The organism is Lysobacter sp. HDW10, from assembly GCF_011300685.1.
Lineage (GTDB): Bacteria > Pseudomonadota > Gammaproteobacteria > Xanthomonadales > Xanthomonadaceae > Solilutibacter.
Map to the genome: position 1 here is coordinate 1,125,741 of NZ_CP049864.1, position 25,182 is coordinate 1,150,922.

Annotated in this window: 24 protein-coding genes; 19 read left to right on the forward strand and 5 right to left on the reverse strand. The window is 57.4% G+C overall.

Features of this window, described 5'->3' with window-relative positions:
- Positions 1-11 precede the first annotated feature (11 nt).
- Both G7069_RS05340 and G7069_RS05345 read left to right on the forward strand, forming a co-directional pair.
- Positions 12-692: a response regulator transcription factor gene (locus G7069_RS05340; protein WP_166295055.1), complete on the forward strand. Its 681-nt coding sequence runs from the start codon at positions 12-14 to the stop codon at positions 690-692.
- Positions 689-2,047 carry an ATP-binding protein gene (locus tag G7069_RS05345; protein WP_166295057.1) on the forward strand — a complete coding sequence of 453 codons (1,359 nt, stop codon included), beginning with the start codon at positions 689-691 and terminating at the stop codon, positions 2,045-2,047. The genes G7069_RS05340 and G7069_RS05345 overlap by 4 nt, the downstream gene beginning before the upstream one ends.
- On the opposite strand, the gene G7069_RS05350 is transcribed toward G7069_RS05345, so the two are convergent.
- Entirely contained in the window at positions 2,016-2,633 is a 618-nt protein-coding gene (locus tag G7069_RS05350; protein WP_166295059.1) for a hypothetical protein, read from the reverse strand. The genes G7069_RS05345 and G7069_RS05350 overlap by 32 nt on opposite strands.
- A gap of 65 nt (positions 2,634-2,698) precedes the next feature.
- Positions 2,699-5,164 (reverse strand): penicillin-binding protein 1A, encoded by a 2,466-nt coding sequence (locus G7069_RS05355; RefSeq protein WP_166295061.1) that lies wholly within the window; start codon positions 5,162-5,164, stop codon positions 2,699-2,701.
- 190 nt (positions 5,165-5,354) lie between these two features.
- On the opposite strand from G7069_RS05355, the gene G7069_RS05360 reads away from it, so the two are divergent.
- From G7069_RS05360 to G7069_RS05430, 15 genes are all read left to right on the forward strand, one after another.
- Positions 5,355-6,413 (forward strand): pilus assembly protein PilM, encoded by a 1,059-nt coding sequence (locus G7069_RS05360; protein ID WP_166295063.1) that lies wholly within the window; start codon positions 5,355-5,357, stop codon positions 6,411-6,413.
- Complete coding sequence (locus tag G7069_RS05365; RefSeq protein ID WP_166295065.1) at positions 6,413-7,210, forward strand: PilN domain-containing protein; 798 nt, start codon at positions 6,413-6,415, stop codon at positions 7,208-7,210. Before G7069_RS05360 ends, G7069_RS05365 begins: the two co-directional genes overlap by 1 nt.
- Before the next feature lie 3 nt (positions 7,211-7,213).
- A complete protein-coding gene (gene pilO / locus G7069_RS05370) occupies positions 7,214-7,855 on the forward strand; it encodes a type 4a pilus biogenesis protein PilO (protein WP_166295067.1) in 642 nt (213 codons plus the stop codon).
- A complete protein-coding gene (locus G7069_RS05375) occupies positions 7,855-8,391 on the forward strand; it encodes a pilus assembly protein PilP (RefSeq protein WP_166295069.1) in 537 nt (178 codons plus the stop codon). Before pilO ends, G7069_RS05375 begins: the two co-directional genes overlap by 1 nt.
- Positions 8,392-8,408: 17 nt before the next feature.
- On the forward strand, positions 8,409-10,277 hold the full coding sequence (gene pilQ, locus G7069_RS05380) for a type IV pilus secretin PilQ (protein WP_240912487.1): 1,869 nt from the start codon (positions 8,409-8,411) through the stop codon (positions 10,275-10,277).
- Positions 10,278-10,420: 143 nt separating this feature from the next.
- Positions 10,421-11,407, forward strand: a complete 987-nt coding sequence (locus G7069_RS05385) for a MoxR family ATPase (RefSeq protein ID WP_166295071.1) — start codon at positions 10,421-10,423, stop codon at positions 11,405-11,407.
- 10 nt (positions 11,408-11,417) lie between these two features.
- Positions 11,418-12,344, forward strand: coding sequence for a DUF58 domain-containing protein (locus G7069_RS05390; RefSeq protein ID WP_166295073.1), 927 nt, complete (start codon positions 11,418-11,420; stop codon positions 12,342-12,344).
- The gene (locus G7069_RS05395) at positions 12,341-12,799 is read left to right on the forward strand and encodes a DUF4381 domain-containing protein (RefSeq protein WP_166295075.1); all 459 of its coding nucleotides are present in this window, start codon (positions 12,341-12,343) and stop codon (positions 12,797-12,799) included. Before G7069_RS05390 ends, G7069_RS05395 begins: the two co-directional genes overlap by 4 nt.
- Positions 12,781-13,800, forward strand: coding sequence for a VWA domain-containing protein (locus G7069_RS05400; RefSeq protein WP_240912488.1), 1,020 nt, complete (start codon positions 12,781-12,783; stop codon positions 13,798-13,800). The genes G7069_RS05395 and G7069_RS05400 overlap by 19 nt, the downstream gene beginning before the upstream one ends.
- Positions 13,797-15,437, forward strand: coding sequence for a VWA domain-containing protein (locus G7069_RS05405; RefSeq protein WP_166295077.1), 1,641 nt, complete (start codon positions 13,797-13,799; stop codon positions 15,435-15,437). Before G7069_RS05400 ends, G7069_RS05405 begins: the two co-directional genes overlap by 4 nt.
- Positions 15,434-17,062 (forward strand): BatD family protein, encoded by a 1,629-nt coding sequence (locus tag G7069_RS05410; protein WP_166295080.1) that lies wholly within the window; start codon positions 15,434-15,436, stop codon positions 17,060-17,062. The genes G7069_RS05405 and G7069_RS05410 overlap by 4 nt, the downstream gene beginning before the upstream one ends.
- A gap of 40 nt (positions 17,063-17,102) precedes the next feature.
- On the forward strand, positions 17,103-18,443 hold the full coding sequence (locus G7069_RS05415; protein ID WP_166295082.1) for a dicarboxylate/amino acid:cation symporter: 1,341 nt from the start codon (positions 17,103-17,105) through the stop codon (positions 18,441-18,443).
- Positions 18,444-18,539: 96 nt separating this feature from the next.
- Positions 18,540-20,528 carry a transketolase gene (gene tkt, locus G7069_RS05420; protein WP_166295084.1) on the forward strand — a complete coding sequence of 663 codons (1,989 nt, stop codon included), beginning with the start codon at positions 18,540-18,542 and terminating at the stop codon, positions 20,526-20,528.
- A gap of 132 nt (positions 20,529-20,660) precedes the next feature.
- Positions 20,661-21,023, forward strand: a complete 363-nt coding sequence (locus G7069_RS05425) for a BlaI/MecI/CopY family transcriptional regulator (RefSeq protein ID WP_166295086.1) — start codon at positions 20,661-20,663, stop codon at positions 21,021-21,023.
- A gap of 59 nt (positions 21,024-21,082) precedes the next feature.
- Positions 21,083-22,624 (forward strand): M56 family metallopeptidase, encoded by a 1,542-nt coding sequence (locus G7069_RS05430; protein WP_240912658.1) that lies wholly within the window; start codon positions 21,083-21,085, stop codon positions 22,622-22,624.
- Between the two features lie 16 nt (positions 22,625-22,640).
- Here G7069_RS05430 and G7069_RS05435 read toward each other — a convergent pair whose 3' ends face one another.
- Complete coding sequence (locus tag G7069_RS05435) at positions 22,641-23,066, reverse strand: DUF6691 family protein (RefSeq protein WP_166295090.1); 426 nt, start codon at positions 23,064-23,066, stop codon at positions 22,641-22,643.
- A complete protein-coding gene (locus tag G7069_RS05440) occupies positions 23,063-23,491 on the reverse strand; it encodes a YeeE/YedE family protein (protein ID WP_166295092.1) in 429 nt (142 codons plus the stop codon). Before G7069_RS05440 ends, G7069_RS05435 begins: the two co-directional genes overlap by 4 nt.
- A 170-nt stretch (positions 23,492-23,661) precedes the next feature.
- Between G7069_RS05440 and G7069_RS05445 the strand changes: the two genes are divergently transcribed.
- Positions 23,662-23,904: a hypothetical protein gene (locus tag G7069_RS05445; RefSeq protein ID WP_166295094.1), complete on the forward strand. Its 243-nt coding sequence runs from the start codon at positions 23,662-23,664 to the stop codon at positions 23,902-23,904.
- 60 nt (positions 23,905-23,964) lie between these two features.
- Positions 23,965-24,195 carry a hypothetical protein gene (locus G7069_RS05450; protein ID WP_166295096.1) on the forward strand — a complete coding sequence of 77 codons (231 nt, stop codon included), beginning with the start codon at positions 23,965-23,967 and terminating at the stop codon, positions 24,193-24,195.
- A 97-nt stretch (positions 24,196-24,292) separates the two neighbouring features.
- On the opposite strand, the gene G7069_RS05455 is transcribed toward G7069_RS05450, so the two are convergent.
- The gene (locus tag G7069_RS05455; RefSeq protein ID WP_240912489.1) at positions 24,293-25,174 is read right to left on the reverse strand and encodes a S1/P1 nuclease; all 882 of its coding nucleotides are present in this window, start codon (positions 25,172-25,174) and stop codon (positions 24,293-24,295) included.
- Between the last annotated feature and the right edge of the window lie 8 nt (positions 25,175-25,182).

Here is a 25,182-nt window from a genome sequence, read left to right on the forward strand (position 1 = left end):
ACGGAGGCCACATGCGCATTTTGTTGGTTGAAGACGATGTCTCAACTGCGAAATTCATCGTCAATGGATTGACAGAGGAAGGCCATCTGGTCGAGCACGCCGTGAATGGTCGAGACGGATTGTTTCTCGGACTCACGGAAAGCTTTGATGTCCTCATTCTGGATCGCATGCTGCCGGATCCGGATGGGTTGACGATTCTGAAGTCGCTTAGGGGCGCGGGCATCACGACACCGGCGCTCATCTTAAGTGCATTGGGGGATGTCGAACATCGCGTAGAAGGGCTGCGCCAAGGTGCGGACGACTACATGTCCAAACCCTTTGCGTTCTCCGAATTGAACGCACGCGTGGCCGGTTTGCTTCGACGCGGTGTACCTGGCACAGCACCCGCAGTCGTCACACAACTGGTCGTCGATACGCTTGCGCTTGACTTGCTTAAACACACCGCCAAACGCGGGGCGCGCGTGATTCATCTTCAGCCGCGCGAATTCAAATTGCTGGAAGTGATGATGCGGCACGCGGGCGAAGTCGTGACACGCACCATGTTGTTAGAGCAGGTGTGGGACTATCACTTTGACCCGCAAACCAATGTCATCGACGTGCATGTCAGTAAGTTGCGGCAGAAAGTGGAGGCAGACGGTGAGCCTGCCTTGATTCATACCGTGCGTGGTGTCGGCTACAGACTCGGCACATGAATATTCTGAGGCCGATCTCGACCAGCGCTCGGCTGACCTTTGTCATTGCAGCTGCTTACCTGTTGCTGTTTTTTGTCGTGGGCGCGGGTGTGTACTACAAGGTCTCAGCGCAGCTTGAAAGTGATACACGCAATTTCGTCGTGGCGGATGCACAAGAGCTGCGATCGATGTATGCATTGAACGGCGCCGACGTGCTGTTGGCAGAAGTGATCACACGTACGGCAGACCCCGACGAACGCGACATGTTCTATTCCGTCATCGATGCGCAAGGTCAGCGCCTTGCCGGGCAAGCCCCGCCTGTAAAAAATGTGCCTACTGCAAATCGGTGGCTGAGCTTTCGTTTGGATGACGCAAGCCGCACGCGCGTCATTGCGCACACCTACAAAGTGGGCGACTGGACGCTGATTTCGGGCATGCAAACGCGTGCAGAAGACGGTTTTCTTCAAACCATGTTGCGAGCGGCTTGGATGAGTTTGCTGTTTGCCGCCTTGCTCAGTGTGTTGACGGCTTGGCTCATCTCAAAATGGATCACCGTGCGTGTGCGGCGTTTGAGTGATACCGCGCGCGTGGTGGCGGCAGGGCAGCTCGGTCGGCGCGTGGATGTCGATCACTCGGGCGATGCTTTTGACGGTCTTGGCATCGAGATCAACAACATGCTCGATCGCATCGAAGAATTGATCGGCGGTGTTCGGCAAGTCAGTGACCAGATTGCGCATGATTTGCGGACGCCGCTCACGCATCTGCGAAATGACTTGGTGCAATTAAGCGCCGAGGTGGCGCAGGGGCGACCCTCACTTGAACATGTACAGACTTCGATTGCAAAGACCGATCAACTGCTCGCAACCTTTACCGCGATCTTGCGACTTTCAAAATTGGAGTTCGATCCGATTCCAGATCACGTCAGCTGCGTCGCGTTGGATGCTTTGTGTAGAGATGCGATCGAACTCTATGCGCCGCTTGCGCAGGCGCGGCAGATCCGTGTGCACACGCAGCTTGTAGCCGTTGAAGTGAAGGGCGAACGCGATCAACTCTTCCAAATGCTGATCAATCTCATCGACAACGCCATCAAGTATTCGCCAGAAGGTGGCCGGATCACGCTTAGCACCGAATTGGACACGGCCCATGCCCACATTCGTGTGATCGATGGGGGTGAAGGCATTCGTGCGTCAGACCGCGCCCGCGTGTTCAATCGATTTGAACGTCTGGAAGCGCACCGGGGCACACACGGCAACGGCTTGGGCCTCAGTTTGGTACGTGCAGTCGTTGCAAGACACCACGGCACCGTGCAGTTAGGCGACGCGCACCCTGGCTTGATTGTTGAAATCACTCTCCCAGGCGCGACAGCACCTGTTTAAGGCTCGCTCGCGCCATCGGTTTTTCATGCGTAGCAGACAGGGGTGCCTGCCGTAAGAAATCGCGCGGCATTACCGTGATGTCGAAATCCACGCCCTCGACCGTCATTAAGCGCACATCGAAGTCGAACGTGCGCGTTCGATCAATGCGTAGCTTGCGCACGCGTTGCACTGCCTTGATGTTTGCGCGCTGCAGAAAGTCATCGAACTCAAAAATAGCGTCCACAAATACATGAAGTTGCACAGGCGCATATTTGTCTGCCGTGCCTTCAAGCAGTGCGCCGACCAAACGGGGTTCAAACACCTGCATGGAGCGCATGGCGTCGATCGCCGCCTCTCTTAGGCGCTGTAAGTGCTCGGTGTCATGCGCATCCGTAAAAAGCTGCTGATAGGCACGCAGGGCTTCTTCAATCTCACTGTTGCGCGGCAAGCACGCTTCGTCGTGGATGCCAAGTCGGAGTGCCGCCTTGCGCTTCGCAAGCTGAAAATCACGTGTGCCGTTTTGGCTCATCCAGCGTGCGGCTTCGTGGGCTAAGCGATGGCGACGCTCGCGAGCGCGCGCTTCAGAATGTTGTCGTGCTTCGTGCATGGCGACATCCCCTGTGGATCACCTTGAATGTAACCCACGGGGATGAATTGCGCATGCAGATCGACTTAGAAGATGTCGTAAGTCTCTTCAGTCGGCGCGGCTTCCTCAGCTGATTGTTCAGCTTGCGGCGCTTGTGAGTAGTCGATGTAATCTTCGACCACATCTTGATCTTCTTCCTTGATCCATTCGCCGTTCTTGATTTGGACCATGCCTGAGGGCGGTTCGACCGGGTTGTCCGGCACACCCTTGAGTGCCGTGCCCATGTAATCGATCCAAATCGGTAGCGCGGCCTTGCCGCCATATTCGCCGTAGCCCAAGGTCTTGTCGTCATCGCGACCAACCCACACCACGGTAACCAGGTTGCCGCCAAAACCGGTGAACCATGCATCACGGTGGTCGTTGGTTGATCCGGTCTTGCCGCCCACATCTTCGCGATTCAAGCTGCGTGCTGCGGTGGCCGTGCCGCGCTTCACGACGTCGCGCATCATCGAGTTCAATTGATAGGCCACGCGCTCGTCAATCGCGCGCGGCGCAATGATCGCGCCGGCCGGCAGCGCTGTTGGCTTGGTTGCCGGGTTGGACGATTTCAACTTTGCCGTTGCAGACGCAGCTTGCGTCGCGCCGCCTAAATTAAAGCCGTCCACCACATCGGGTGCGGCTGGTGCTGTTGGCGCGCCGGAAGCGGCAGGCGCACCGCCGGTGCAGCCGCGGCAGGCCAAGGCAGGGTTTTCTTGGAAGATCACTTTGCCGTCGGTATCAACCACTTTGTCGATGAACCACACGTTGACTCGGAAGCCGCCATTCGCGAACGCTGCATAGCCGCGCGTGACATCAATCGGACGCAACGTTGCCGCACCCAAGGACATCGAAAGATTGCGCGGCAACTCTTTTTCGTCAAAGCCGAAATGCGCGATGTAGCGACGTGCATAGTCGAGGCCGATGGCATCTAACAAACGGACCGATACCAAGTTCTTAGAGCGCACCAAGGCTTCGCGCAAAGGAATGGGGCCCGAGAATCCGCCGCCGTCGTTTTGTGGGCGCCAGACGTGGTTCGCGCGATCACGGAACACAACCGGCGCATCCAACACGATGGAGGTCGGGTTGTAGCCCTTTTCAAATGCCGCTGCATATAAGAAAGGCTTGAAGCTCGAGCCTGGTTGGCGACGTGCTTGCGTGGCGCGATTGAACGGCGTGCCATTAAAACTGTAACCACCAATCAAGGCTTTCAGTGCGCCGTTCATGGGGTCAATTGAGATCAATGTCGCTTGCGCCTTGGGAATCTGGTCAAACACCCAGGTCTTGTCTTTGGTTTCGCGAATGCGCGCAAGGTCGCCGCGCTTGAACAAGCTCGCAGGCGTGCGATTCGGCCATGAGTTCGACATCGAGCTCGGCAACTCAATGGTTGCGCCTTCCGAGTTCACGGCTTTCAAGCCGCCCGTGCCGGACGGTCCGGTCACGATGACCGGGCGCAAACCCGACTGCGTCGGGATGCCGTTCAGATGTTGGGCAATTTCTTCATTGGTGGCGTTGGCGGGTAAGTCGAAGTGCTTCTCGGCACCGCGCCAGCCGTGACGGTGATCGTAGGTACGCAGACCTTGACGCACCGCGAGCTCGGCGGCCAATTGCTTGTCAGGGTCGATCGTGGTGGTGACGCGATAGCCTTTTTCAAGCGCGTCTTTGCCGTAGCGCTGCAGCATTTCCAGACGCACCATTTCTGCGACGTACGGGGCATACACCTCGATCTCGCGTTGATGGCGACCGGCATGCATCGGTTCGTTCGCGGCCGCATCGGCTTCTGCTTGCGTCACGTAGCCAAACTGCACCATTCTCGGCAGGATGTAGTTGTTACGACGATCTTGGTTTCGATCAGGATTTGCGAGCGGATTGGCCGTAGTCGGGAATTTCGGGGTACCGACGAGCGTCGTCAACTCACCTAGAGTGAGTTGTGCAAGCTTCTTGCCGTAGTAGTACTCAGACGCCGCTGCGATACCGTAATTGCGATTGCCGAAAAAGCTCTTATTTAGATAGAGCTCAAGAATTTCGTCTTTGGTTAAATTGGCTTCAATTTTGCGTGCCAGCAGGATCTGAGAAAATTTCGCACTGTAGTCGCGCGCTTGGTTCTCTTGATAGAACTGCTTGGCCACCTGCATGGTGATGGTCGAGCCACCCGGCACGCGTTTATCGTCGGTCGTGGCCAATAAATAGACCGCGCGGAACAAACCTTTGTAGTCCACGCCGCCGTGGTTGTAGAAATCGGCGTCTTCCGCCGCGATAAATGCGTTTTTGACCTGGTCCGGCACATCTTTGATGTTGACGGGGTAGCGGCGACCCTCGCCAAACAGGCCCATGAGGCGCCCATCTGCCGCGTAAATGGTCAATGGCTCTTGCAGGGCGACGTTTTTCAGCGCGCTGACGTCCGGGAGCTTGGCGCTGACCCGCCAATAGAGCAGTCCGACGGCTGAAACGCCCAGAACGGCAAGGATGAGGGTGGCAAGAAGGCCAAATCGGACAAAACGGGAGAGTGGGGGCATCGGAAAGCTACGCAAATGCTGTCAGGAGGCAAGTATATCGACCGCGTGTTGAGACCGAGGACACGTTGCCGTGTCTGGACCTAATCAAAAAAGTTAAAGTAAAGTCTTGCATTCCCGTGAAAAGTTCGTTATTTAACTGATCTAAAGGTCCGTGAACGGGTCCACCAGCACTCCAAAGGGGGAGGCCGAAGTGGGGTTTATTCGAAAATCGAGCGCGCCGCTTGTCGGCGTCGATATCAGCAGCACGGCTGTCAAGCTGTTGCAGCTGTCTAGGAGCGGGACCGGTTATCGCGTTGAAAACTACGCGGTTGAGCCACTTCCGGCGAACGCCGTTGTCGAGAAATCCATTGCGGATATCGACGCGGTTGGTCAAGCCATCCGCCGCGCAGCAGAACGCGCAGGCATCAAAACCAAGGGTGCAGCCGCGGCTGTGCCGGGCTCCAGCGTCATCAGTCGTGTCATTCCGATGGCGGCTAACCTCAGTGAAGAGGACATGGAAGCCCAAGTGGAAGTCGAGGCCGGCAACTATGTGCCGTACCCGATGGAAGAAGTGAATTACGACTTCGAAGTGCTCGGGCCGATGCCGAATGCGCCCGATTCCGTCCAAGTGCTCCTGGTAGCCTCACGTTCTGAAAACGTCGAAGCCCGCCAAGCCGCCTTGGAAATGGGTGGCCTGGAAGCGAAATTGGTCGATGTTGAGGCCTTCGCGATTGAAAACGCCTTCAGCCTGATCGTGCCGCAACTGACCGCCAAGAAAGATGGCTTGGTCGCTTTGGTCGATATCGGCGCATCCATGACCACGATCAACGTCCTGCAACAGGGCCGTAGCCAATATCTGCGCGAGCAGCAATTTGGCGGCAAGCAGCTGACGGACGAAATCATGCGCCGTTACGGCTTGAGCTACGAAGAAGCCGGCCGCGCCAAGCGCCTCGGCGGTCTGCCTGACACGTACGAAGTGGAAGTGCTGGAACCCTTCAAAGATTCACTTGCGCAGCAGGTGGGTCGTTTGCTCCAGTTCTACTACGCCAGCAGCCAGTACAACCGTGTTGACCAAATTGTGGTCGCCGGCGGGTGTGCATCGATCGCAGGCATCGCGCAGGTGATTGAAGAAAACCTGGGTGTGCCCACCATCGTCGCGAACCCGCTTGCCCAAATGACGCTTGACCGTCGTGTGCAGGCCAACGCATTGGCATTGGACGCCCCGGCCTTGATGATTGCCTGCGGCCTCGCGATGAGGAGCTTCGACTAATGGCAAAAATCAATCTATTGCCCTGGCGCGCAGAGCGCCAACGCCAGCGCCAGAAAGAATTCCAGCTGATGATCGGCGGTGCCGCCGTCATTGGTTTGTTGCTTTCGGGTCTTTGGTACCTCTACAACACGAATCAGATCAGCGGCCAGACAGAACGCAACACGTATCTGGAAGGCGAGATCGTCAAGATCGACAAAGAAATCGAAGAGATCAAGACGCTCAATCAAAAGCGTGATGATCTATTGGCACGCAAGACGGCAGTTGAAAAGCTGCAAGCCAATCGTTTCCAAATGGTGCATTTGTTTGACGCGATTGTGCGGACCTTGCCGGAAGGCGTGGTGCTGACCTCGATCAAGCAAGAAGGTGAAATGTTGACCTTGGATGGCCGTTCGCAATCCAACGCCCGCGTTGCAACCTACATGCGCAATCTCGAAAGCTCCGGTTGGATGACCAATCCGCAAGTGAACGTGATCCAAGTTGGCGCTTCAACTGCCACCGGCACGATCACCAGCAGCGAAAACTTGATGCCGTACTTGTTCACCCTCAAGGTGAACTTGGCCAACCCGAATGCACCGCGTGATCCAAACGCCGAGCCGACGCCGGATCCGATTCCTGTGCAAATGCCGCCGGAACAACCTGCGGGCGTGCCTCCGGTGGTGCAAAACACAGCCGACAAGATGACGTCGACGCAACCGGCCGCACCGGCAACAGCAACGACCACCGCGCCCGCCAATACATCGGCACCGGCACCGGCTGCAGCACCCAATGCTGCGCCGACTCAGAGCACGGGGAAATAAGCCATGGCCAAGCAAAAACTGGACTTCAACAATATCGGCGCTTGGCCGCGCTCGTACCAACTCGGTTTCTGCGGTTTTGTCGCCGCACTGATCATTGGTCTGGCGTGGTTGCTCCTGTTCCGCGGTCAATCCGAAGAACTGGTCGGCCTCGAACAGAAAGAAACCGAACTGCGCGGCACCTTTGAAAAGAAGGCTTCCGATGCAGCCAATCTCGAGCCCTTGAAAGCACAACTTGCGCAAATGGAAATCGACTTGAAGCAAATGCTTCGTCAGCTTCCGAGCCGCACAGAAATGCCGGACATGATTGTCGATATTTCGCAATCTGCGCTGGGTGCAGGTCTTCGCGTCGACAGCTTCAAGCCGGGTGAAGAGCACAAGCAGGACGTTTACGCTGAAAAGCCGATTGATATCTCGCTGGCCGGTAGCTTCCACCAGTTCGGTGATTTCATGAGCCGCGTTGCATCCTTGCCGCGCGTGGTCATCATGAACATGACCAATGTGGCTTTGACACCGCGTGATAAGTCAAAGGGCGGCGGTCTAGAAATGAAGGGCACGGTCAAGACCTATCGCTACCTCGATGAAAGCGAAGTCCAGGCCGATGCAAAAGCCGAAGCCGACAAGAAGAAAGCGGAGGCCAAGAAGTGATGAAGAACTCAAGCATCCGACTGCAGCGCGTTGCTGTTATCGTGCTCGCCGCGGTTTCTCTGATCGCTTGCACGCGCTCGGTGACCTCAAGCCCGAACGAACCGAAAGATCTCGAAAAATGGGTGAAGGACACGCGCGCAAAACCGGGTCAGCCGCTGAAGCCGCTCGATCCGATCGCGCCGTTCGAAACCTTTGTGTACCAAGCGTCAAATTTGCCTGACCCCTTCGATTTGCAAGGAAAGGCAGATTCATTGAATGCGGCACGTCCGGATTCAGGGCGCCGTCGCCAGCCTTTGGAAGCGTATCCCTTGGATGCCCTGAAAATGGTTGGTACGCTGGGACGTGGCAACTCGATTGTTGCGTTGATCATGGGGCCTGACAACGTGGCCTACCGCGTTCAAACCGGTGCATATATCGGTCAGAACGAAGGTCGAGTCACTGTGGTTCGGGAAGACCATATCGAACTGGTGGAGCTACAACCCGATGGGGCGGGTGGTTGGCTGCAACGCAACGCAACAATTAGTTTGAACCAATAATGATTAGGGGAATGCACATGCAGTTCATCCACACTACGCACGTTGTGGCCTTGAAATCAGGCAAGGCGGCACTCCTCGGGGCGATGCTTTCCTGTCTGGCTGCGGGCGCGCTCGCACAGTCGGCTTCAGCGCCCGTGCCAACGTCGAAGCAGCCCACGCAGGTTGTGCGCCCTGCTGCTGCAGTCCGCGTTGAAAACGTCGACTTCAAACGTGGCACCGATGGCGCCGCGAAATTGACCGTGCGCTTCAGCGGCGAAGGGGCAACACCCGACCTTCGTAACGCAGACGGCAACGTGATCATCGATCTCGGTAACGCTTCGGTCCCGGCAAACCTTCAGCAACAGCTGAATGTTAAAGACTTCGCGACACCGGTCAGCATTGTCGATACGCAAGCCAACCGCTTGGTGTTGAATACCACCAACGCGTTCGAATCCATGGCCTATCAACACGGTCGCGAATACGTTGTCGAAATCGTGCCGCGCACGACAGATCGCGCAGTTGGCAGCGTGGCTTCGGCCATCGCGGGCGCGCGCACTGCCGCCGCCGCCGCGAAGACCAATGGCTACCGCGGTCGCCCCGTCAACTACAACTTCCAAGACGTGCCGGTTCGCACCGTGCTGCAGCTCTTGGCAGAAGATACCGGCTTGAACATCGTCGCTTCAGACACCGTGCAAGGCTCGATCACCATCCGCCTGAACAACGTGCCGTGGGATCAAGCCCTCGACGTCATCTTGCGCGCCAAAGGCTTGGATAAGCGCCGCGATGGCAACGTGATCTGGATTGCGCCGGCGACTGAAATCGCCAAGTCCGAACAAGAAAAGGAAGACGCACGCATTGCCTTGGAAAACCGCCAAGACCTCGTGACCGAATTCGTTCGCGTCAACTATCACAGTGCTGTTGATATCTATAAAGCCATCACTGAAGCCAAGGGCGTTGGCGGTCAAAGTCAGCAAGGTGCAGGCGGTGGTGGCCAAAACCAGGACTCCGGCTTCCTTTCGCCGCGCGGTCGTTTGGTGGCGGATGGCCGCACTAACACCCTGATGATCAGCGACATTCCGAAGCGCGTGAACGAAATGAAGCGCTTGATCAACGAGATCGACCGTCCGGTCGACCAAGTGGTCATCGAAGGCCGCATCGTGATCGCTACTGAAAGTTTTGCACGTGACCTTGGCGCACGCTTCGGTGTGGGTCGCCGCGGCGGCAACAACAACAAGTGGGGTATCGGTGGTGGTGACGGCGGCGCTCGCGCTGTCGTCGGCAACCCGGCGTCTAACACCTATAACTTCAACTTGCCGGCTGCATCGACTTCTACTGCCGCCGCGCTCGGCTACACCTTGCTCGGTGCGAACTTCTCGCTCGACATTGAGTTGTCGGCCATGCAAACCGAAGGTCGCGGTGAAGTCTTGTCCAACCCGCGCATCTTGACGACCAACCAACGCGAGTCGGTGATCCAACAAGGTAAGCAAATTGGTTACGTGACCGTCACTGCCGGTGCCGGTGGTATTGCCATGCCGACCGTTGCCTTCAAGGACGTCTTCTTGGAACTGCGCGTGACGCCGACCATCACCAATGACGATCGCGTGTTCTTGAACGTCAAAGTCAACAAGGACGAGCTCGACAGCTGGTTGAACACCTCGATTGGTCAGGTGCCGATCATTGCAAAACGTGCAATCGATACCGCCGCACTGGTTGAAAATGGCCAAACCGTTGTGATCGGCGGTGTGTATGAATTCACCGACCAAGACGCAATTAGCAAAGTGCCGTTCTTGGCTGACATCCCGATCATTGGCAACTTGTTCAAGCAAAAGAGCCGTAACAAGTCCAAAGCTGAGCTGCTCATCTTCTTGACGCCGCGCATCTTGCACGTCAAACAAAACATGCACTAAGCCAACCCGCTTGTGTCGATATAAAGAAACGGAGCCGCAAGGCTCCGTTTTCTTTTGGCTGAATCGGGGGATGCGCGTGAGGAACCTATCCACTGAGGAACGGTCAAAATGGACGTTCTTGTATTCCGAGTGACGCGCAATTCATGAATGTGTCTGAAAACGTGCTGTTGAACCGCTTCAAACAATTGCAAGACGCGCTTTCCTCACGCGTCGTTGGGCAAGCACATTTGGTCGAGCGCTTGCTGATCGCTTTACTGGCAGATGGGCACCTGTTGGTTGAAGGTGCGCCAGGCCTCGCCAAGACCACAGCGATTCGCGCGCTGGCCGAACGCATTGACGCGGCCTTTGCGCGCGTGCAGTTCACGCCAGACCTCTTGCCTTCAGATTTGACCGGTACAGAAATTTGGCGGCCGCAAGATGCCCGTTTTGAATTTATGCCCGGCCCCATTTTTCATCCTGTTGTGCTCGCGGATGAAATCAACCGCGCACCCGCCAAAGTGCAGTCGGCGTTGCTCGAAGCGATGGGCGAGCGTCAGGTCACTGTGGGTCGGCAAACCTATCCGCTACCGAAGCTCTTTCTGGTGATGGCGACGCAAAATCCCATCGAACAGGAAGGGACCTTCCCCTTGCCGGAAGCGCAGCTCGACCGCTTCTTGATGCATGTCGAAATTGGCTACCCGGATGCAACGATGGAAGGCGAGATTCTGCGCATCGCGCGCGCAGCCGCACGCGAGGCCACGCACGCAACGCCGAGCGACACGGTGCATGCCTTAGGGCAAGCAGACATCTTTGCAGCGCGCGAAGCAGTCCTCGACGTACACATGAGTGAGGCGCTTGAGCGCTATTTGGTGGAAATCATCATGGCCTCACGAAAGCCAAGCGCCTATGACGCGACCCTCGCACGCAACATTGCGTGGGGCGCCAGTCCACGGGGTTCCATTGCACTCGATCGTTGTGCACGTGCACGCGCTTGGTTGCATGGGCGTGACTACACGACGCCAGACGATGTGCGTGACGTTGCAGCAGATGTGCTGCGTCACCGCATCCTGCCGAGCTATCAGGCCAGTGCCGAAGGCTGGACGGGCGGCAAGCTGGTGAACGCATTGATCGAACGCGTGCCCTTGCCCTAAGGCGCACACCATGGCGACGCACGGCATTCACGACAACGCAGCCATTGGCATCACCGTGCCTTCAGTGGAGGCGCTCGTCGCTTTGCGTGCGGAAGTTTCGCGCCATCGACCTGCACGTCGCGCGCAAACCCTTCATACAGGCACCAGTCTTTCGCCACTCCGTGGGCGCGGCATGGAATATGCGGAATCGCGCGACTATGTGGCAGGCGACGATGCGAGACATATCGATTGGCGACTGACCGCGCGCACGGGCCGCGCGCATACAAAGTTGTATCAGGCCGAGACAGAGCGATTGACAGTTGTTCTTGTTGATGTCTCGCCCTCACTGTTCTTTGGTTCAAAAAAGCGATTCAAATCTGTGCAAGCAGCACGCATTGCGGCAACCGCCGTGTGGTCTGCGGTACGCGATGGCGACCGCGTCGGTGTGATCGTGCCCGGCATTCAAAGCGCGCCACGTCGCTTCGCGACAGGCTTGCGCGGCGCTTTGCCGCTGATGCATGTCATCGCGGACGCATTGCGCACACCGCAGCCGTTGGATGCGACGGCATTTGAGCGACAGTTGTTGGGTTTGCGAAAGGTGCTGCGACATGGCGCGCGTTTGGTCATCGTTGCAGATGTGCATACGGTCACCGCGATTGCATCCGAAGCATGGGCGCAATTGGCAGGTGTCGAAGTCCATGTGGTCTTGATCACCGATGCACTTGAGCAGTCACCGCCCGCCAAAACCTTACCCGCGCAATTGGAAAACACACGTGCTGTGCTTGCGCTCGACCAAAAGCCCGCCGCAGATCGCTGGCAGGCGCACTTCTCGACACCCTTGGCGGCCTTTCAAGACATCGCACGTCGAACCCATGTGCGCGTCCACGTCGTGCAAGGCGATGAAGCGGCGACAGCGTGGCTGCATACATTCCACGCGGCACAGGCGCAGGTCGCATGAGTCCGCGCGCAGAGATCGTATTGCGTGACGTACACGACGTGCCGGTGCCTTCGCTCTGGCCGCTTGCACCGGGTTGGTGGGCGATGCTTGCTTTGCTTGCAGCTATCGGCTTGGCGCTCGCACTCTGGCGTTGGCAAAAGCATCGGCGCTTGCAGCGCGCAAACGCCTTGTTTGACCACGCCTTAGCGCAAGCGACAACGCCCGCGCAGCGTTTGCAGGCCATGTCTGATTTGTTGCGTCGTGCGGCACGCAGACAACGTGCAGACGCGGACACACTGACAGGTGAGGCATGGTTGTCATTCTTAGATGCAGGACTCACCGATCAACCGTTCACCACTGCGGGCGGTGCATTGATTGAGTCGGGTCTCTATACGCCCAATCTCACTGCCGAAAGCGTCGCCGAACTCGAAGTCGTCGCCCGACAACGCTTTGTTTCTTGGATGAGCGCGCGGTGATTCCAGAGTTGTCCAATTGGCAGTTTGCAGCGCCCATGTGGCTTTGGGCTTTGCCACTGCCGTTGCTGGTCGCACTCGTCTTGCCCGCCATGCGCAGATCCGATGCTGCCGCTCTGCTTCACCCCGACAAAGGATCGCTCAGTCTTGTTGCAAGTGCAGCGTCCGGACGTTCGCGTCGTTTCTCGTTTCCGCTGCTGCTGTTTATTGCGTGGGTGGCCTTGTGTATCGCAGCTGCGCGCCCGCAGTCGTTCGGAGACGCCGTTCAACCGCCCTCAAATGGCCGCGGGATGATGTTGGCGGTCGACTTATCCGGTTCGATGCAAGAAGAGGACATGCGGTTAGGTGGCCGCGACGTCGATCGTTTGACGGCAGCAAAAGCCGTCATTTCCGATTTTCTCGATGCACGTGGTGGTGACCGTGTGGGTCTGGTTGTATTCGGCGATCGCGCGTTTGTTTTGACGCCGGTGACTGCGGACTTGAATGCCGTGCGTGACCAGCTCGGCGATACCGTGGTCGGCCTGCCTGGACAATCGACGGCGCTTGGGGATGCCATTGCGCTGTCTGTCAAACGCTTGGTCAAGTTGCCCGCCAGTGAACGCGTCTTGATCTTGCTCACCGATGGCGTGAACACCGCAGGCCAATTGGAACCGCTTAAAGCAGCGGAGCTTGCGCGCGATAACGGTGTGCGGATTCACACGATTGCCATTGGCGGTGACGGTGTCGTGTCGGTGTTCGGTATGCAATTGCCCACCGGTGGCGGCGACGTCGATGAGGCCACATTGTCTGACATCGCTGCATCGACCGGCGGTCAGTTCTTCCGTGCGCGCGACACTGCATCTTTGGCGAAGATTTACGCTGAGATCAATCGACTCGAACCGATGCCCAGCAAAGCGCAGGCGATTCGACCGAAGATCGAACACTACTTGCCCATGCTGATCGTGGCGGCCGCCGCTTTGTTGCTTTGGCTTCTGCTGCATCGCTTTCGTGGTGCCCGCCAATGAACGGATTGCATTTCCTGCGCCCCGACTGGCTGTGGCTGCTGCTGCTCTTGCCCGTGCTTGTTTACATGTGGTGGTCGAAACGACCGCAATCGGATCCTTGGATCGACGTGATTGACCCTGCATTGCGTCCGTTTGTATTGGATGGCCAGGTCCAGGCACGTGCGCATCGATGGCAGGTGTTGTGGCCAGTGCTGTTTGCGACCCTGCTCATTGCCGCATTGGCAGGACCGGCTTGGAAAAAAGCGCCGCAAACTTTGGCGGAGACACGCACCCCACTTGTCATCGCAATGGACTTATCTCAAGGCGTCCTAAACACAGACTTGCCGCCTTCACGGCTCGCACGGATGCGCGCAAAAGTTGCACAGCTCTTGCAGGCCAGAGCGGGGGCGCAAGCTGCATTGATCGTGTTTGCGGGCACCGCGCATGCGGTCACGCCCTTTACCGATGATCCCGCCAACATTGAAATCTTCCTGCCGGACTTGCAGCCGGTGATCATGCCAGAGCCCGGTCATTCGCCTGCTGCCGCGTTGCGTTTAGCGCGAAAGATGCTGCGAGACAATGGCTATGCAGAAGGGGACATCGTGCTTTTGACGGATACGGCCGATGCCGATGCGATCAAAGAAGCGGCCGTCGCGCATGCGCAAGGATTCGATGTGTACGCATTGGGCGTTGATGCGACCTCCTCTGGATTGCAAGCTGTCGCGCGCTCAGGTGGCGGGGGTTACCTTGCGATGCAAGTCGCGCCAACGGACATTGCGCAGCTCAAGTTGAATCTCGCGCGTGATGTACGCGGCGACACCCTGCATCGAAAAGGCCAATCGGTGTGGGAAGACGGCGGCTGGGTGTTGGTCCCTGTGCTCTTGCTGCTTTTGCTCCCGATGTTTCGTCGCGGTGCATTCGCGGTGTTCTTGGCAATGGGTATCGTCGCCATGACCCCGCCAAACGCGCAAGCGGCAGACGTGTGGCAACGCAAAGACCAAGTGGCGTACGACAATATCAAGCGCGGCAACGATGCGTATCGCCAAGGCAAATACCAAGAGGCAATCGATGCCTATGCAAAAGTCGACACGGCAGAAGGGCACTACAACCTTGCCAATGCCTTAGCGAAGGCAGGGCGCTATCAAGAAGCGTTGAAAGCCTACGACCGCGCGCTGCAAATGCGACCTGACAATGTCGACGCTGTTGAGAATCGCAAGGTGGTGGAACGCGCGGCAAAGCGCAAGCCGCCGCAAGGCAACACCAGCCGGCAGAATCAAAGCACGCCGCAGTCGCCAGGCAATCAAAAACAACAGTCGCAGAATCCATCCGGTCAATCGCAACCGTCGCAGGGTGGTAACGACTCGGCTAAGCCCGGCGCAACCGGCCAAGCCGAACCCAGCACCGAAGGCACCGACAAACTCGCGGATGCACAAGCGCAAGCACGCGCGGATGCCGCACAAAAAGCGCGCATGGCAGAAGCGCGCGCAGCACAAGGCGCACAGCAAGCACCAGCGGAAGAGAAGCACCCGGCAGAAACGCCCGCACAGCGTGCGGCACGTCAACGCAGTGAACCCATCTTGCGGCGAATTCCAGATGACCCGGGCACGCTTTTGCAGCGTAAGTTCTTGCTCGAATATCGCGCAGGGAAGGGCCGATGAAAGCATTCAAACTCGCTTGTTTGGTGCTTTGTCTCGCGCTGTCTTCGACCGCATGGGCAGAAACGCGTGCGTCGGTGAGTCGAACGTCCATCCACGCCGATGAAAGTGTTCGGCTCGTCATTGAAACCGATGGAAACGTGGCGCCTGACGAATCCAAGTTCAACACCGATTTCGTGATTACCGCACGCGCGACTGGGCGCAGCATCAACTATGCGGGCGGACGCGTGCGCACTTCGATGCGCTATGAGTACGAGCTGTCGCCGCGTCGATCCGGGCGCATTGTTATTCCGTCGCTACGGATGGGCAACGACACCACCTCGGCGCTTGTTGTGGACGTGCTCGATGCCGCTGCAGGCACATGGCGAAGCCCGAACAGCGGCGCTGCGAGCACCTCGCAAGATGTTTTTATTCGAACCACGGTAGAGACCACGCAGCCCTATGCGCAGCAAGGTGTTCTGATGACCGTGCGTTTCTATGTGGGTCGATCCATGATCGATGCCGCACTCGATCAACCTGCGATTGAAGGCGCGTCGATGCAGCAGGTCGCCAGCGATGTTCAAACATCTCAAGTGTTGAATGGACGAACCTACCAGGTGGTGACGCGCCAATACTGGGTCGTGCCAGATCGCGCGGGCATCGTCCGAATTGCCGGTGCGCGTTTGGTCGGCACAACCGCCGGCGGATTCTTTGATGAAGCCTTCGGAGACGGCATCGAACGAATCAACGCAGTGGCAGATACGCTGGTGCTGAATGTTCAACCACAACCGAGCAATGCAGCTGATCCATGGTTGCCGCTGCATGACTTGCGTTTGCGCTACACAAGTTTGCCGCAGTCCGAAATCAGTCAGTCGCAACCTGGGCGCGTGACTTTGGAAATGGTGGCGGAAGGTGCCTTGCCTGCGGATGTTCCTGAGTTAACGCTGCAGGCAAGCAATGGGGCGCAAGTCTATCCAGAACCTGCGCAAACGCAATCCGCGGTTCGCAACGGTCGATGGGTGTCGACGATCACGCGCACGTTTTCCATCCTGCCGACGCAAGGCGGTGCAATTTCTTTGACCACGCCTGCGATCAATTGGTGGCATATCGAAAACAAGCGAAACGAACGCGCGCAGTTGCCACTGCAAACACTTCAAGTCAAAGCGAGCATTCCGGTGTCGCAAGCGCCAGATGCAAGCGATGCAAAATCCGCTTCAGACACGCTGTCTACGCGCTTGCACATGTCGATGCGCGCATGGATCGCAGGGGGCGTGTTCGCACTGTGTGTCGCTGTCATTGCGTTCCTTGTCTGGCGCAAGAAATCCAGGCGCGATCCCCCAACAGAATTGCCGCGTGTGCACATTTCGCTCGAATCCGCGCTAGCGTCGGGCGATTTGGCGGACATTTCTGCAGCACTGTGTGCGTCGTGCGTACCGCCCACGGACAGCTTGGAAGTTGTGCGATCACGTTTGGCAAAACCCTCGCAACAGGAGGCTGTTGCTGCATTGCAGGCCGCACGTTGGGGAGGTGCGGCAACGGAATCTGTGCTCGATGTCTTGCGTACCGCATTTGCGAGCAAACCTGAATGGGTAGGCATGCGTCACGAAACACGCAACAGCGAGCTCCCGCCGCTCTATCCAACCCATTAGTTTTGTTAAGCTCGCTCACTGATCCGTTTCAGGAAAGCGCATGCATCTCGAATCCACACCCACCGCGGGTGAGAAAAAGGGCGGGCTCGCCCTGCACATCAAAGTGCTCATCGGCTTCGTGCTGGGCACGGTCATTGGCTTGGCTGTCCATGCCTACATGGCCGACGCAGTTTGGGTGCATACGGTGATCGAGTATTTCACCAAGCCCTTCGGTCAGATCTTCCTCAACTTGCTCTTCATGTTGGTGGTGCCGTTGATGTTTTCGGCGCTTGTCTTGGGCGTTGCAGAGCTCGGTGATATTGCGTCGCTCGGCAGACTGGGTTGGAAAACACTGACGTATACGGCGACTGTCACGGCAGCAGCTGTGGGTATCGGTCTGTTGTGCGTCAACATCTTCCAGCCGGGTTCGCATATGGATCCGAATCTGGTGCAGCAGGCAATGAGCAATGCGAGTGCGAGTGAGATTGTCGATAAAGGCAAGGCGCTCAACTTCATTGATTTGATCGTCAACATCGTGCCGCACAACATTGTTGGCGCGATGGCAGACGACAAACAAAAGCTCGGCATCGTATTCTTCGCTTTGATGTTCGGCATTGGTTTGGTCATGAAGCCGACGCCAGGCACACGCGCCTTCAAAAATGCCATGCATGGCTTGTTCGAAATCTGCATGCACTTGATCGGCATGTTCATCAAGCTCGCACCGTATGCCGTTGCAGCGTTCATGTTCAACCTCACGGCACAGCTGGGCCTTGAAGTGATCAAGAGCCTTGCGTGGTTCGTGGTGACTGTCTTGGTGGCACTCGCCATCCACGGCTTCATCGTGTTGCCATTGTGGGTGCGCATCATGGGCGGCATGCGTGCACGCGAGTTCTTCCGCGGCACGCAAGAAGCGACCTTGACTGCATTTGCCACCGCCTCATCCACGGCGACCTTGCCGGTGACCCTGCGTGTTGCAGAAGAAAACTTGAAGCTGCCACGTAAAGTGTCGCGATTCGTTTTGACCGTGGGGGCTTCGGCCAATCACCACGGCACGGCATTGTTCGAGGGGATTACCGTGCTGTTCTTGGCACAGGTGTACAACATGCACTTGCCACTCAGCACGCAGTTGATGGTGTTGATCCTGTGCATCTTGGGCGGTATCGGTACCGCAGGCATCCCGTCCGGCTCATTGCCGGTGATTGCCATGATTTGCGGCATCATCGGTTTGAAACCCGAAGGCATCGGCATCATTCTCGGCGTCAATACCTTCCTCGACATGTGCCGTACCGCGCTCAACGTGACCGGCGATTTGGCCACCGCAGTCGTGGTATCGCATCGCAGCGGTGAAACGGATTTGCCGGATGACGAGACCATGGCGCAACTGGATGAGATTGTCCGGTAGCGCTTTAACGTAAAAGCCCATGCGCCGTGATCGAATCCGGAGCATGTGGGAGAATAGAGGCGCCCGTGGTCCGCGGGCGCCTCTTTTTTTGCCGCCATGACGACGCCAAGCCGCCGCGATCTCGCAAACGCCCTCCGATTCCTCGCCATTGATGCGGTGCAAGCCGCCAACTCCGGGCACCCCGGCATGCCGATGGGTATGGCCGATATTGCGGAGGTGCTGTGGAATGACTACCTCAGCCATAACCCGAAGAATCCGAATTGGCTGAACCGCGACCGTTTTGTCTTGTCGAATGGCCATGGTTCGATGCTGCACTACGGCTTGCTGCATCTCAGCGGTTACGACCTCGGCATTGAAGACTTAAAGCGCTTCCGCCAGTTCGAATCGCGCACGCCGGGTCATCCGGAAAACTTCATGACGTCCGGTATTGAAACGACGACCGGTCCTTTGGGCCAAGGTTTGGCCAATGCGGTGGGCATGGCTTTGGCCGAGAAGTTGTTGGCGCAACGCTTCAATCGCGACGGTCTCGACATCGTCAATCACCGCACCTGGGTGTTCATGGGTGACGGCTGCTTGATGGAAGGGATTAGCCATGAAGCGGCCTCTTTGGCGGGCACTTGGGGCCTGAACAAATTGGTGGCCTTCTGGGATGACAACCACATCAGCATCGATGGCGACGTCCAAGGTTGGTTCACCGACGATACGCCAGCACGCTTCGAGGCCTATGGCTGGAAGGTCATTCGCAACGTCAACGGGCACGATCCGCTTGAGTTGAAGACTGCATTGGATACAGCGATTGCCGTCGATGATCGCCCCGTCTTGATTTGCTGCCGCACCACGATTGGTTTTGGCTCGCCGAACAAAGCCGGCAAAGAATCGAGCCACGGTGCACCTTTGGGTGCGGACGAAATCGCGTTAACGCGCGAAGCATTGGCATGGCCGTATGCGCCGTTCGAAATTCCTGCGGACGTGTCTACTGCTTGGAATGCAACAGAAAGCGGTCAGACGGCAGAAGCCGCGTGGCAAGCAGTGTTTGCGGACTATCGCGCAGCGCATCCGGCATTGGCTGCAGAGTTCGAACAACGCATGCGCGGTGAATTGCCTGCGGCGTTCGAGCCGGCTGCCAACGCTTATATCGAAAAGCTTCAAGCGGAAGGCGCGGTGGTTGCCAGCCGCAAAGCATCACAAATGGCAATCGAAGCTTTTGCACCACTGTTGCCGCAATTGGTGGGTGGCTCCGCCGATCTTGCACATTCCAATCTGACCTTGTGGAAGGGCAGCAAGAGTGTGACCTCTGACGATGCGAACGCGAACTACATCTATTTCGGTGTGCGCGAATTTGCGATGACGGCGATCAGCAATGGTCTCGCCTTGCATGGCGGGTTCATTCCGTATGACGCAACCTTCTTGGTGTTCAGCGATTACGCGCGCAATGCAGTGCGTATGAGTGCCTTGATGGGCGCGCACGCAATTCACGTATACACCCATGATTCCATCGGTTTAGGCGAAGACGGTCCAACGCATCAACCGATCGAACACATGGCTGCGTTGCGCTACATTCCGAACAACGATGTGTGGCGCCCATGCGACGCTGTCGAAAGCGCCGTGTCTTGGCGTGCGGCGATCGAACGCACGGACGGTCCGAGCTGTCTTGTGTTTAGTCGTCAGAACTTGCCGCACCAATCGCGTGATGCGACCCAGGTCGCGAACATTTCGCGTGGCGGCTATATCTTGAAAGACAGCGTCGGCGCACCAGAAGTGATCTTGATCGCCACCGGTTCGGAAGTTGGATTGGCCATGCAAGCCGCTGCGCAATTGGGCGCCGGCGTGCGAGTGGTGTCGATGCCGAGCACCGATGTGTTCGATCGCCAAGATGCAAGCTATCGTGCGCAGGTGCTTCCCAACGAGTGCCGCAAGCGCGTGGCGATTGAGGCAGGTACCGCAGACTTCTGGCGCAAGTACGTCGGCTTGGATGGTGCGGTGATTGGCATGCACGGGTATGGCGCATCCGCGCCCGCCGATGTGTTGTTCAAGCATTTCGGATTTACGGTAGATGCCGTCGTGAACGCCGTGACCGCCTTGTAAAGGGCCGTTCTGTGCCTCGGGGCACGAATACATTTCAGAACATCGAGGCGGCGCAAATGCGCCGCTTTTCTTTGCTGTTGACATTTGCAATTACAGGTGTAATCTAACTTGAAATTACAGGTGTAATCGCTCATGCAGATTAGTGACGCCGAGTCCCAAGTGATGGAAGTTCTCTGGAAGCGAGCGCCGCTCGGTTCAGAAGACGTCGTCGATGCGCTATCTCAAACCCATGCGTGGGCTGAGCCGACGATTAAAACGCTGTTGAATCGATTGCTGAACAAAGGTGCGATTGAAGCAGTGAAGGACGGTCGCAGATACCTTTATTCTCCCGTGCTGAAGCGTGAAGCATGGGTTGCGCGTGAAAGCGAAAGTGTCCTTACCAGGCTCTTCGATGGTCGCGTTGCACCGTTGGTCGCGCACTTTTCAAAGCACCAAAAATTAAGCGAAGTTGATATCGCGGAGCTGCGCAAACTGATTGACGAGATCGACTCATGAGCACTCTCGTTGGTCTTCCACCTCTACTTTGGCCCGCACTTTGGACAAGCACGCTCGCCATGGCGCTTATCTGTTGCTTGCGACATCCGCTGCGACAAGTATTTGGTCCGCACGTGGCCTATCTCAGTTGGGCAGCCGTACCCATTGTCATACTTTCAACTTTGCTCCCCGCGCGCACTCAAACCCTAACTGAGGCGCAAATGCTTCAGCCACTCATACAAACTACGTCAATCCCGAATGGATCTGTATTTGATGCGTTCATCGACATGCCCCCGTCGGCATGGATTGTCGTGTCATGTCTGTGGCTGGCAGGTGTTCTCGCATCTACGGTCATTTTGTTCTGTCACCAACGCCGCTTTACGCGCGCGATGGGGCAGCTCCGTAAGACTTCAATGCGTGGCGTTTTTGAGGCCGAGCATGACCCTGGATTGCCCGTTGCGATCGGCATTTTCAAGCCACGCATCGTGATGCCGCCAAACGCCAATCAACTCTATACGCCGCAAGAGTACACATTGCTTTTGACGCACGAGCGTATGCATTTGGCAATGAAGGACCATTGGGTCAATGGCGTGAGCACACTGCTCCTTTGCGTCTTCTGGTTCAATCCGATGGTACGTTTTGCGGCCACGCAGATGCGACGCGATCAAGAATTGTCCTGCGACGCGCATGTGAGCAAACGGTTTCCGAATTTGATTCGGCATTACGGTGAGCTGATTCTAAAAGCGCAACTCGCACCCATGCAGGCGCCTGTTGCTTGTCAATGGTCTGCTTTTCATCCACTCAAGGAACGCATCATGCAACTTCGAACAAAATCGCCGTCGACCGAGCTCCGAACCTTGGGTATGTGTCTGGTGGGTCTTTCGCTTGTCGGGTTCGGATTCATGGCATGGGCCGCGCAACCGACGACGCTCGAGATCAAACACACCGTCACGGCACCCGACGTTGAAGCGACGCCCGTGCCGCCGATCCCCGTTGTCCAAAACACCATTGTGTCGGGGCCCGCGCCATCGACACCTTCGACGGCCAACATCGACAAGCAAAAAATAGAGGCCGCACGCGCCGCCAATGAGGCGGCCGATCCGCAAGGTGTCGCAACAGAAGACGCTGAAAGGGCGCGCGCGGCTGCTGAACGCGCAAGCAAAGAGGCCCGTGCCCAAGCTGTCGAAGCAGAAGCTCGACGTGCTGCCGATGAGGCGCGGATGCATGCAGACAATGTGCGTCGCGCCAGCGTTGAAGAACGTGCACAAGCGCGTGCAGAAAGTGAACGCGCCGCAGCGGATAGGGTCAGAATGGATGCGGAGCGCATCGAACGCGCCGCAGCGGATAAGGTCAGAATGGATGCGGAGCGCATTGAACGCGCCGCGCGTGACGCTGCCACGCAAGCAGAAGCGGCTCGCATTCGCGCAGAGGCAGAAAGTGCCCGCGCAGTAGATGCACAAAATGCCTTGTCTGACGCCGCACGTGTAGCCTCATCTCGGCGTGCGCGTGCCGAATTCGAGAGCAAGCTTAAGTTCACCGAGTCGCTGAAGCGAAATGAAAAGCAAAATCGCGCTTCGATGGCTCTTCAAGCGGCGGAGCGCAGCTCGCGCAATAGTCCCTAATCTATGCTCGGAGACCTTATTGACGCGACTTGCGGTCTAGTGCCCTAACCCCTTGCGAGCCTGCGACCATCGCAAGCACGAAGACCAGCGCGCCATTCCCCCAGCCGGCGAGATTGGCAAGCGCTGGGCCCGGGCAAACGCCGGCGATACCCCAGCCAATGCCAAAAAGTGCGCTTCCGAGGAGCAAGCGGCGATCAATTTTGCGCGTGCCGTCGGCTTGCGGCAGGTGCCCTCGGCCACGTGCCCAAGCAAATGCCGGCACAGCGACAGCCAACGCCGCGGCCATTACAACACCCAAGGTCGGGTCCCAAGCGCCAGCGACGTCTAGAAAGTTGAGCACTTTGTCGGGATTGCACATCCCCGAGATGGCCAATCCACCGCCAAATAGCAAGCCGCCCACGGCTGAGGCAAGGATCTTCTCGAGTCTTGTGTGCGTGCTCATGCGCCACCCCACAGGGCATGGCGAAGGACGTACACCGTCAACATACCGGTCGCCATAAAGACGGCCACTGCAACGGCCGAGCGTTTCGAAAACCGAGCCAGGCCGCAGATGCCATGACCGCTCGTGCAGCCATTGCCCAATCGTGTGCCCGCGCCGACCAAGAGTCCGGCCGCAATGAGCCATGGCATGGACACCACCGCGTTACCGGCGCGCAAATCGAACACCTTGAACATGGCAACGGCGCCAATCATCAAGGCAACCAGAAAAACCCAGCGCCAAAGGCGGTCGTCGCGGTCTTCAATGGCTTTGTTGAGAATGCCACTGATGCCCGCGATGCGGCCGAGGCTGAAATACAAGACGAGAACGGCCAGGCCGATCATGAGTCCGCCCAAGGCGGCAGACAGGGGTGTGAAGAGTGTAGGCATGGTTCGAAATTCGCGTGGACCTTCCTTAGCGTAACGACTCTACGCGCGGACGGTGTAGGAGTTTTCCGATTTCTTCACGTGAGACGAACGCCGGAGATTATATTGAGACTGTCCGCGCCAAGCAGGGTTCAAGACGAGCCGAAGCGCGCGGCATAGGCGAAGGAGCTTATATGAGAAAGTCACTCGGAATGATTGCGACGGTACTGATCACTTTGACCATCGTCGCCTGTGCGTCGACCGATGAAAAATCGGCGCAAGCCTCATCCAAAGACGAGGCTCGCGCAAGAGCGGCAACTTCGTTTGCCAATCGGAGTGATGCACATCGACAGAGTGGTGTGGGGCAGGCGCGCATGAATAACGCCATGGAGCGTCCGGCAAGTGGGTCTTCTTCGGGCTCCGTCAGTCCCCGTTAGTTCCTGCGATGCGTTACAAATGTATTTGCGAAGATACTTTAACCAAAGGAGACCGCGGCAATGAAGTACCTAGTCCGTTTTAGCGTTGTAGTGAGTGTGGTGATCCTGGCAGCAGGATGTGCAACGACAGCAGAGCAATCCGCCAGCAACGACAAATTGGAATCGCGAATGCAGGCGCGCGATGCGTTGGTGATGAAGAGCGAACAGCGACGCATCAAGGCGTTGACTGTGTCTTCAGAAATGCGACAGCCAACAAACGCGAATACCGGCCAAAGCAGCAGAAGGCCGTAATTGCTTTATCCACGTCGGTACGCGACGTGCCTGCTTGCGCAACAACCAGCAAGCGCCTTAGGTTTGAATGAAGCACGTGCCCCGTTCGGGGCACGACTCATTTCTGCGGCATATCCACCGGTGCGCGATACGCGGGATCCAAGGCAGCGTTCAGCAGAACCGCCAATCGAAAACCGCCCTGCATAACGCGGCGCTCTGCCAGTGGGCGCATGGCTTTTGAATAGGCCTCACTGTTTTCCTCGTGCGATTCGGGATACACGCCCCAGGCGTCTACAAGTTCACACGACTCTTGTGCCCACTCTGCCGGGTTGCCGACACGCGTCGCGCGCGGACGACCTTGCGTGGCTGCCCAAAGCTTGTCGGTATATTCGCGCGACTTCAGGCCCGTTTCGCCGAGCACGTAGTAGTCCCACATCGAATGCAGATTGGTGCCCATCACGCCATTCTTGTACTTGTCTTTGGCATAGGCTTCGGGTTCGACACGCGTTTTCAAGCTGACTTGATACGCGTTGCCGCCGGCATCGCCATGGTCACTTGAATGCATGGGCTGGTGCACATCGCCCACCAAGTGCACGACGAATTTCAGGGCATCACGTCGCGCCGCAATCGGTTGGCTTGCGTCTTTCAAGATCGCCAATTGCCGATCAATTTGCGTCACCACACAGTTCCCATCTTTGCAGTCGGCTTCGGCATTGAAGACACATTGTTGATTGGCGTGATTCACGTAATGCCATTTTGAGGTCGCCTTGAATCGCACAGGGTCGAGCGTGCGTAATTGGTCGGCCCAATTGGCGACGCCGGCCAAGCTGGCCTCTTTTTCGCCGGCCAACAGGCGTTTGACTTCGCGTTGCGCGGTGGGCGTCAACTGGCGCTGGGCGAGATCTCCCACTAAGCGGTGGCCGAGCGGAGCCCAAGCGATGGCGGGCGCGGCCAAAAGGACGGTGGCCAGAAGGAGCAGATGTGCGGTTTTCATTTTCATAGCAAAAG

What these genes read in the sequence shown, in the direction of transcription:
- G7069_RS05340 (WP_166295055.1), top strand. Translation starts at nt 12, where the DNA reads ATGCGCATTTTGTTGGTTGAAGACGATGTCTCAACTGCGAAATTCATC.
- G7069_RS05345 (WP_166295057.1), top strand. Translation starts at nt 689, where the DNA reads ATGAATATTCTGAGGCCGATCTCGACCAGCGCTCGGCTGACCTTTGTC.
- G7069_RS05350 (WP_166295059.1), bottom strand. Translation starts at nt 2,633, where the DNA reads ATGCACGAAGCACGACAACATTCTGAAGCGCGCGCTCGCGAGCGTCGC.
- G7069_RS05355 (WP_166295061.1), bottom strand. Translation starts at nt 5,164, where the DNA reads ATGCCCCCACTCTCCCGTTTTGTCCGATTTGGCCTTCTTGCCACCCTC.
- G7069_RS05365 (WP_166295065.1), top strand. Translation starts at nt 6,413, where the DNA reads ATGGCAAAAATCAATCTATTGCCCTGGCGCGCAGAGCGCCAACGCCAG.
- pilO (WP_166295067.1), top strand. Translation starts at nt 7,214, where the DNA reads ATGGCCAAGCAAAAACTGGACTTCAACAATATCGGCGCTTGGCCGCGC.
- G7069_RS05375 (WP_166295069.1), top strand. Translation starts at nt 7,855, where the DNA reads ATGAAGAACTCAAGCATCCGACTGCAGCGCGTTGCTGTTATCGTGCTC.
- pilQ (WP_240912487.1), top strand. Translation starts at nt 8,409, where the DNA reads ATGCAGTTCATCCACACTACGCACGTTGTGGCCTTGAAATCAGGCAAG.
- G7069_RS05385 (WP_166295071.1), top strand. Translation starts at nt 10,421, where the DNA reads ATGAATGTGTCTGAAAACGTGCTGTTGAACCGCTTCAAACAATTGCAA.
- G7069_RS05390 (WP_166295073.1), top strand. Translation starts at nt 11,418, where the DNA reads ATGGCGACGCACGGCATTCACGACAACGCAGCCATTGGCATCACCGTG.
- G7069_RS05395 (WP_166295075.1), top strand. Translation starts at nt 12,341, where the DNA reads ATGAGTCCGCGCGCAGAGATCGTATTGCGTGACGTACACGACGTGCCG.
- G7069_RS05405 (WP_166295077.1), top strand. Translation starts at nt 13,797, where the DNA reads ATGAACGGATTGCATTTCCTGCGCCCCGACTGGCTGTGGCTGCTGCTG.
- G7069_RS05410 (WP_166295080.1), top strand. Translation starts at nt 15,434, where the DNA reads ATGAAAGCATTCAAACTCGCTTGTTTGGTGCTTTGTCTCGCGCTGTCT.
- G7069_RS05415 (WP_166295082.1), top strand. Translation starts at nt 17,103, where the DNA reads ATGCATCTCGAATCCACACCCACCGCGGGTGAGAAAAAGGGCGGGCTC.
- tkt (WP_166295084.1), top strand. Translation starts at nt 18,540, where the DNA reads ATGACGACGCCAAGCCGCCGCGATCTCGCAAACGCCCTCCGATTCCTC.
- G7069_RS05425 (WP_166295086.1), top strand. Translation starts at nt 20,661, where the DNA reads ATGCAGATTAGTGACGCCGAGTCCCAAGTGATGGAAGTTCTCTGGAAG.
- G7069_RS05430 (WP_240912658.1), top strand. Translation starts at nt 21,083, where the DNA reads ATGGCGCTTATCTGTTGCTTGCGACATCCGCTGCGACAAGTATTTGGT.
- G7069_RS05435 (WP_166295090.1), bottom strand. Translation starts at nt 23,066, where the DNA reads ATGAGCACGCACACAAGACTCGAGAAGATCCTTGCCTCAGCCGTGGGC.
- G7069_RS05440 (WP_166295092.1), bottom strand. Translation starts at nt 23,491, where the DNA reads ATGCCTACACTCTTCACACCCCTGTCTGCCGCCTTGGGCGGACTCATG.
- G7069_RS05445 (WP_166295094.1), top strand. Translation starts at nt 23,662, where the DNA reads ATGAGAAAGTCACTCGGAATGATTGCGACGGTACTGATCACTTTGACC.
- G7069_RS05450 (WP_166295096.1), top strand. Translation starts at nt 23,965, where the DNA reads ATGAAGTACCTAGTCCGTTTTAGCGTTGTAGTGAGTGTGGTGATCCTG.
- G7069_RS05455 (WP_240912489.1), bottom strand. Translation starts at nt 25,174, where the DNA reads ATGAAAATGAAAACCGCACATCTGCTCCTTCTGGCCACCGTCCTTTTG.